Genomic DNA, 7,239 nt, shown 5'->3' on the forward strand with positions numbered 1-7,239 from the left:
TCGTGGTGGGCGTTGGCGGCTGACCCTGGCTAGTACGGCGGCGGCGGTGCTGGTCCAAGTTGCTATCGGATTCGTGACGAACCTGGTCAGCGGCGGTGTCACGCTGAAGGGGTGGCAGTGGCCGGCGATGTGGGCGGTCTTCGGAGCGCTGATTCTCGTGGCCGTGGTGTTGGACGTCCGGCGCAGTGGTGAGAGCGAGGATGACGCTTCCGGGGCGGTGGCGGCGTTCGCGGAGGTTCGGCGGACGTATTTGGAACGGTTGCGGGAGCGGTATCGCCGGGTTGATCTGGAGATCCTGCTGCCGTCGGATCAGAGCGAGCATCCGCCGATGTTGCTGGGCGAGGTGTTCGTGCCACAGCTGGTACGGGACGATCCGCCGCCGCGGGAGTTGCTGGACCTGCCGCGCGAGGTGCAGTTGCGGCTGGTCGATTCTGGCGAGTTGCCCGAGCTGCCGGAGGGGGATGGACCGGGCCCGGTTGGAGCAGGCGCAGCGCGCCTATCGCGAACGGCCCGCGCGGCCGGTGCTGGCGGCGCTGGCGGCCGGGGCCGGCGGAGTGGTGGTGCTGGGCGATCCGGGGGCGGGCAAGTCGTCCCTGGCGCGTTATCTGATGCTGGCGCTGGCGGCCGAGGAACTGGGGGCCGGTGACGGTGTGGCGGAGGAGTTGCCGGGAGACCTGGCGGGACGGTTGCCGCTGGTGGTGGAGTTGCGGAAGTTCGCTGACCCGCAGTGGGCGGACGCGGATTTCTTCGATTTCCTGGACGATCGGTAGCCGTGAAGGTTTCGGGCTGCCGCGCCCGATGTTGGAGGAGTATCTGCGGTCGGACGGACGGGCACTGGTGGTGTTCGACGGGCTGGACGAGATCTTCGAGCCGAAGAGGCGGAACGCCGTGGCGCGGCAGATCGACTGGTTCGCGAAGAGCCATCCGCGAGCGCGGGTGGTGGTGACGTCGCGGGTGATCGGCTACGACCGGACGGTGTTCGACCGGGCGGGTTTCACCACGCTCATGCTCCAGGACCTGACTCGTGAGCAGATCACGCAATTCACGACGACCTGGTTCGACCGGAGTTGTGCCGGTCGGCCCGCTGATGCGGTCCGGCTGCGCAAGCGCATCCTGGGTGCTGTCAAGGACTCGCCCGTGGTCGCCGAGCTTGCGGGCAATCCGATGCTGCTGACGATCCTGGCGATCATCGCGCGCCGCCGCGAGCTCCCGCGCGACCGCCGCAGCGTCTACGAGCACGCGGTGATGCTTCTGATCGACCAATGGGACGTCAACAAGGAACTCGCCGACCAGCACACCGACCTGCCACGCCTGGAGGCGCGCGACAAGCTTCGCATGCTGCACACGGTCGCCCAGCGGATGCAGGACGGCCCGGCCGGTCTGGCCGGTAATCATCTGCACGGCGACGAACTCATCCAGCTATTCCAGGACTACTTCACCGGTCGGCTGGGCCTCCCCCTCGATCGAGCCGTCCAGGCGGCCCGCACGATGCTCCAGCAACTGCGCGACCGGAACTTCATCCTCGCCAGCTACGGCGCAGAACTGTACGGGTTCGTCCATCGTGCGTTCTTGGAGTATCTGGCCGCCGACGACATCAATCAGCGTTTCACCAACCGCGTCCTCACCGAGCAAGAGCTCTTGGCCATCTATGACACGCGTTGGAATGACCCAGCCTGGACCGAAGTCCTTGTCCTCTTGGCCGGACTTATCCCCGAGCAGTTCGCCGTCGCCGCCATTACTCGACTCTTGGACGCCGATCCGGCCTGGCGAGCACGAGACAGACCGCCGCGCCACCTGCTGCTTGCCCTGAGCATCGCGGGAGAGTTCGACCACAGGCCTGTACTTGCCACTCACTCCCGCACCATCACCCTGGTCGTTATCGAGGTCCTCAAGGCCATTCGGCGACGCGAACCACCTATCAATAGGACGGGGGCAACGCTCTCGAAGTTGCGCTCTCGTCTCTCTTCACGTACTCGCCCGGCCAGAGATGGTTCGACCATGGCCTATACCAGCGCTGGTACGACTCCCTCATGGGTAGGTCCGTACTCGAGCTTGCTGACCGCTGTTACCTTGCGCCGCAAGCTCAAGACTCCCGCCGACTTCATCGCACCGCCGTCCACAACCAGCACATATTCATTCGACGAGCCGCAGTACAGGCGCTGGGTTCGGGTTGGGCAGGTGATCCGGAAACGTTGAACCTATTGCGTGACCGCGCTACCAACGACGAACACCTCGACGTGCGAGTGGCGGCAATTTACGAAATGGGGGCAGGCTGGGCGGGCGACCCAGGCGTACTGCCATGGCTACGCGACCGCGCCACCAACGACACCGATCCCGACGTGCGCTGGACTGCGGTGCGAGCTGTGGGGACAGGCTGGGCCGACACCCCAGAAGTACTGACATGGCTACGCGACCGCGCCACGAACGACGAGCACCACGAGGTGCGACGGGCTGCAGTGCAGGCAATAGGAACGGACCGGGCCGACGCGCCAGAAGTGCTGGCATGGCTACGCGACCGCGCCACAAATGACGAACACCACGACGTGCGACAGGCCGCAGTAGAGGCAGTGGGAGCAAGATGGGCCAACGACCGAGCAGCGTTGGACCTTCTACGCGATCGCGCGAAAAGCGATCAACACCCCGACGTGCGGCGGGCAGCAGTGGAAGCGTTGGGATCGGCATGGGCCGACAAGCGTGAGGTGTTGGATCTTCTGCGCGACCGCGCCACCAACGACGAGGACGAGGATGTGCGGCAGGCCGCGAGTGCTTTGCTCGCTTACCTCGCCTGAGCGGCTGGCTTAGGACCTCCTCGGTTCTGTGGATTGTTTGATTTCCGCACGTCCTTACGGCGGGTGGGCGGCAACCTGGTCGCTCCGGCTGATGTCCTCCTCCGGCCACTGGTTGAGTGCTGGCCAGCATGGGTCTAGGGCCCACGATTGCGGGGCGACTGAGCGGACGCGGGTCGGGTCGTTCGCGTGGGCCGGTGTGGGGCATGAATCCGGCGCATCTGGATATTTTGGGGCGAGTGTTCTGGCGAAAGCTGGTCGAACCTCGGATGTTCAAAATCCGAACGTGCTGATATCAGCTCGTCAGGTTGTCGGTCCTGGGTTTAACCGAGCGTGACCATTAGATTGCCCGGTAGTTGGTGATCGCAGGGAGTTAGCGATCAGCACGGATCGTGTCCGACGCGATATCGGGAGGACGGTCATGCCGAGTCCCTACGTCCGCCGCCGCCGGCTGGCTGACGAGATCCGCAAACTCCGCGAGAGCCGCGGCCTCACGACCGCAGGCCTCGCCAAGCTCGTGTTCCACTCCCGCACGAAGATCACCCGCCTGGAGAACGCCCAGATCCGTCCGAATCTCAACGAGTTCCTGGACATGCTCGACATCCTCGAAGTCACCGGCAGCGAGTACGACAGGCTCGTCAAGCTCGCGCGCGAGGCTGGCCAGAAGGGATGGTGGGACCGCTACGGCATGTCCATGGGCCCCCGCCAGAAGCTCGCGGCCGACCTGGAGTACCACGCAAATAGCGTCCGCAGCTACGACCAGACGGCCATGCCCGGCGCCCTCCAGTGCCGCCCGTTTATCGAGGCACTCGTCAGCCTGGACGAGAATCAGCGGACGCTCGACTACCAGCCAGAGCGAATGACCGAAGCCCGCGAGCACCGGCAGTCTGAATTGCTCCGTCCGGACGGGCCGTCCTACGAAACCATCCTGGACGAGTGCGTGATCCACAGGCTCGCTGTACCACCAAAAGCGATGGCCGCCCAGCTTCGGCACATGATCATGACCGCCTCGGAGGAGGATCGCATCACGGTCCGTGCGCTGATGCACAACGCCCGCATCCCCGGAGGCTTCCTCCCGAAATCGTCCTTCTACCTCTACACGTTCGCCGAGCCTGGCGACTCACCGGTGTCGATCGTCGACACCGTCACCACTGACCTCGTTCTCACCCAGCGGGGCGAGGTGGCACGGTATACCGGGATATATGACCGCCTCCGGGAGGCTGCGCTGTCCAACGAAGACAGCATCGCCTTCCTCGATCGGGTGGCCAACCGGCTCGCCGACCAGACAGGATCGGGTACATGACCAAGCACTTCTACGGCTGGCGCAAGTCACGCCACAGCGAACCCAACGGTCACTGCGTCGAGGCAGGCCAAGCCGCCGACGGCACGATCGGCATCCGCGACACCAAGCTCCACCACAGCCCCATCCTCGAATTCTCTCCTCGTGAATGGCGGGCTATCCTGGAAAGCATCCGGGCCGACCACGCCTGATAGTAATGAATACTCAGTTCTTCGCCTGGCGTAAGTCACGCTACAGCGCCCCTGACGGCCACTGCGTCGAAGCGGGTCAAGCTTCGGGCGGAACTATCGGCGTCCGCGACACCAAATTTCACGGCAACGGCCCAACTCTGGAGTTCACCAGGGACGAATGGCGGAGTCTCCTCCGGAAGATCCGCGCGGACTGCTCCTGACCCCACCGAACATCAGCGGCCTTGAGACGAGTCCGACTCGTCCAAGGCCGCTGGCATCTCTTGGGCTGCACTCACCTATCCGGGTGGCGTGGGCCTTCCCCTGGCGGCGGGTCGAGGATGGTTTTGTACGGCTCTCCCCTCTCCACCGCCCGCGCCATCGCGTCGTAGACGTCCAGGATCAGCGCCTTCGTCCGCGCGAACCGCTCGAAGTCATTGCGCTGGAAGGCCCCGAAGCTGTCCATGATGTAGCCGACATCATCACGGCCAACGCCGTAGAGATGGAAATACGCAGCATCCAACTCAGCTCGCATCGCAAACCGCCGCTCCTCATCCCACACAAACGGCGATCCCGAATCGCCCAAATCTCTGGCGAATGAAGCTATATCCCATGCCGTAAACGTCAACTCCAGCACTCTAGAGGTAATCCAATCCTCCAGAACGACATCAGTAAACCACGGAGCACACGTCTCATACTGTTGAGGCGCAAGAACAGGGAGCTGCTTCAAGAGGAAATACTTGAAAGACTTGCCCGAAATCTTCTGGCGAGCACAGTAATCAAGAACAAAAGTGGACAGATTGGCCTGAAGTAGATGACCCCTCGCAGGAGGCAACGCAAGAAGAAACTTATCACCCACAGCAGTCTTTGGGATCGAGGCACAGATTATCGTGCGCTCATTGGACAGGTTCGTAATGTCGCGCCAACCAAGGAACCATCCTTTATCCCACCGCTCGGCGACCTTGTCAGCAACTTCCTCCTTTCTAACCCAGTATCGAGGCAGAGCCCGATACCGAGGATCAGCCTTCTGCTGTGGACTGGTTCGCGGCAGAATTCCAACGTTACTTTGAGCTTGAGTCTGTCCCTCGTACGTGCCAAATCGATGGTCAAATAGATGCACCATTTTTGCCTCGTAGAGCGGCAGCATTCTTTCGTCGCGTCTGATGAATATCCCGTCTTCCAACTTCCAGCCATCACGCTCGAGCAGCTTCTGCGTGCGAAACAATCCTGAGTGAGTCGCCATATTGAAGAGGCCCTGCATAAATGATAGATCCCACGGATTGCTACGCGGATAATCCGTCCAAAGAATGCGAACGCGACGGTAGATTCCCAGGGCTATATGTGCATCACGACGAGAACGGAAGAGCGCTATGGTATTCGTATTTGGATTTAGAAGCGAAATATCTTCCGGTGACATCTCAAAAAGGCGATTATCGATGTCGGACATGCCACGGGCACCAAAAGAGAATCGAGCAGAGTGCACTTGGGTGCCACTTCCCACCGTACTCAGAAGGCAGAAACGGGTATCGTGATGAACGTCCTCACTAAGAAGATATTCCTCATTCTCGAACTCCAGAAGAGCCACGAGTCTCCCATTCCTAACCAAATCACCAAAGAATGGAGACGTCGTCGTCCTGATCACCCGGGGCCTCGTGGCGGGCGGTGAGGCAGCGGGCCCTAAGGGCGAGTTGCTGTGGTGGCTGGACGCCAAGGCGGCGCCTCTGCAGCCGCATGGGCCGACGGGCTGGCCGTCCGGGGACGTGTTCGCCATCGCCGCCGGACGCCAGGTCACCGGGTACGGGATCGCGGACGGGAAGAAGCGGTGGGCCGTGCCGCTTCCGGGTGACATCTGCGCCACGTCCACCCAGATGTCGGGCGGACGTGTCGCCGTTCTGTATGGCGGCGGAGGCGACAAGTGCGACCGCGTCCAGGTCGTGGACGTCCGGCATGGGAAGGCGGTGTGGCAGCGGCCGCTGCCGCGCTGGGATTCCAGCGGCACGAAGGCCACCCAGGTGGTCATCGCGAACGGCGCCGTCGCGGTACAGCGCCAGAACGAGGGGATCAACGCGTTCCGGCTCCGCGACGGCAGGCCCCTGTGGCGGCGCATCGGGCTGTTCAACGGCTGCCTGTACTCGGGGGTCGGCGGCGGGCAGGCCCTGGTCGCCGAGCTGACGTGCGGGGGCGGCACGTCCGGCGCGGTGCAGTCGCTCGGCGCGGCGGACGGGCGGCCGCGCTGGACGCGTCCCCTCGGCGAGAACGTCGACGTGACCGGGATCTTCTCGACGAACCCCGTCGTCGTCGGCATCGGCGAGGACCTCGACGGGCAGACAACGCAGGTGCTGATGCTCGACAAGGCCGGGGCCCGGCCGGAAGGGTCAAACTGGACAAGTACAGCGTCCAGCGGACCATCCGCTGCGCGGGCGATGACATCACCCGATGCGACGGCATCGTGGTCAACGGCACGACCGTCTACCTGCGCGCGAAGACCGACGACTTCGGCCGGCGGAAGGTCGCCGCCCACGACCTGACCACCGGACGCGTCGTGTGGACGAGCGCGATGTCGGACTCGGCCGAGCCGGTCACGGGGGGCTTCGACGGCGGGCGGCTCATCGTGTCCCACCCGCCGATTCCGGCGCGCAAGCGCGGCCATACCGCCGCTCCCTGCACCGTCCTGGCCCTCGATCCGCGCACCGGGAAGTCCACCGAGCTGATGAGGATCTCCGAGTCGATGACCGGGATCGGCGCGATGATCCAAAGTGAGGCCCGCCTGTACTGGGTGGACGGGCGTTTCATTCTGCTCCGGCACGGCCCGCGCCCGGGCGACGGCCCCGTCCTCGCCGCCTTCGGCCTGCCCGCGGACAAGGCCGCACGTAAGCAATGACCGGACGGACGGTGGTGCCGGGGCCTGACAGGGCACGGTCAACGAACCGACGGCATAGCCGTGCACCAGGCGGGCCCGCGGGTGGGCGCCGGTGCCCGGGGGGTC

9 protein-coding genes are annotated in these 7,239 nt (G+C 64.0%); 8 read left to right on the forward strand and 1 reads right to left on the reverse strand.

Annotation, left to right across the window (positions count from 1 at the left end; all coding sequences use genetic code 11):
- Positions 1-476: 476 nt before the first annotated feature.
- The 6 genes from ETD83_RS42615 (at position 477) to ETD83_RS18815 (ending at position 4,477) form a co-directional block, all read left to right on the forward strand.
- The gene (locus ETD83_RS42615) at positions 477-770 is read left to right on the forward strand and encodes a hypothetical protein (RefSeq protein WP_171064318.1); all 294 of its coding nucleotides are present in this window, start codon (positions 477-479) and stop codon (positions 768-770) included.
- Positions 771-837: 67 nt separating this feature from the next.
- On the forward strand, positions 838-2,196 hold the full coding sequence (locus tag ETD83_RS42620) for an NACHT domain-containing protein (protein ID WP_171064319.1): 1,359 nt from the start codon (positions 838-840) through the stop codon (positions 2,194-2,196).
- Positions 2,136-2,789, forward strand: coding sequence for a HEAT repeat domain-containing protein (locus tag ETD83_RS18800; protein ID WP_230421013.1), 654 nt, complete (start codon positions 2,136-2,138; stop codon positions 2,787-2,789). The genes ETD83_RS42620 and ETD83_RS18800 overlap by 61 nt, the downstream gene beginning before the upstream one ends.
- A 418-nt stretch (positions 2,790-3,207) precedes the next feature.
- Positions 3,208-4,089, forward strand: a complete 882-nt coding sequence (locus ETD83_RS18805; RefSeq protein ID WP_138646439.1) for a helix-turn-helix domain-containing protein — start codon at positions 3,208-3,210, stop codon at positions 4,087-4,089.
- Positions 4,086-4,277, forward strand: coding sequence for a DUF397 domain-containing protein (locus ETD83_RS18810; protein WP_138646440.1), 192 nt, complete (start codon positions 4,086-4,088; stop codon positions 4,275-4,277). Before ETD83_RS18805 ends, ETD83_RS18810 begins: the two co-directional genes overlap by 4 nt.
- Before the next feature lie 5 nt (positions 4,278-4,282).
- Positions 4,283-4,477, forward strand: a complete 195-nt coding sequence (locus tag ETD83_RS18815; protein WP_205717757.1) for a DUF397 domain-containing protein — start codon at positions 4,283-4,285, stop codon at positions 4,475-4,477.
- Positions 4,478-4,548: 71 nt separating this feature from the next.
- On the opposite strand, the gene ETD83_RS18820 is transcribed toward ETD83_RS18815, so the two are convergent.
- Positions 4,549-5,838, reverse strand: coding sequence for a hypothetical protein (locus ETD83_RS18820; protein WP_138646442.1), 1,290 nt, complete (start codon positions 5,836-5,838; stop codon positions 4,549-4,551).
- A 67-nt stretch (positions 5,839-5,905) separates the two neighbouring features.
- Here ETD83_RS18820 and ETD83_RS18825 point away from each other — a divergent pair, with 67 nt between their 5' ends.
- Positions 5,906-6,781, forward strand: a complete 876-nt coding sequence (locus ETD83_RS18825; RefSeq protein ID WP_138646443.1) for an outer membrane protein assembly factor BamB family protein — start codon at positions 5,906-5,908, stop codon at positions 6,779-6,781.
- A complete protein-coding gene (locus ETD83_RS18830; protein ID WP_138646444.1) occupies positions 6,703-7,134 on the forward strand; it encodes a PQQ-binding-like beta-propeller repeat protein in 432 nt (143 codons plus the stop codon). The genes ETD83_RS18825 and ETD83_RS18830 overlap by 79 nt, the downstream gene beginning before the upstream one ends.
- The last annotated feature ends 105 nt before the right edge of the window (positions 7,135-7,239 follow it).

It is taken from the genome of Actinomadura soli, assembly GCF_005889715.1.
GTDB classification, from domain to species: domain Bacteria; phylum Actinomycetota; class Actinomycetes; order Streptosporangiales; family Streptosporangiaceae; genus Spirillospora; species Spirillospora soli.

What these genes read in the sequence shown, in the direction of transcription:
- ETD83_RS18815 (WP_205717757.1), top strand. Translation starts at nt 4,283, where the DNA reads ATGAATACTCAGTTCTTCGCCTGGCGTAAGTCACGCTACAGCGCCCCT.
- ETD83_RS18805 (WP_138646439.1), top strand. Translation starts at nt 3,208, where the DNA reads ATGCCGAGTCCCTACGTCCGCCGCCGCCGGCTGGCTGACGAGATCCGC.
- ETD83_RS18810 (WP_138646440.1), top strand. Translation starts at nt 4,086, where the DNA reads ATGACCAAGCACTTCTACGGCTGGCGCAAGTCACGCCACAGCGAACCC.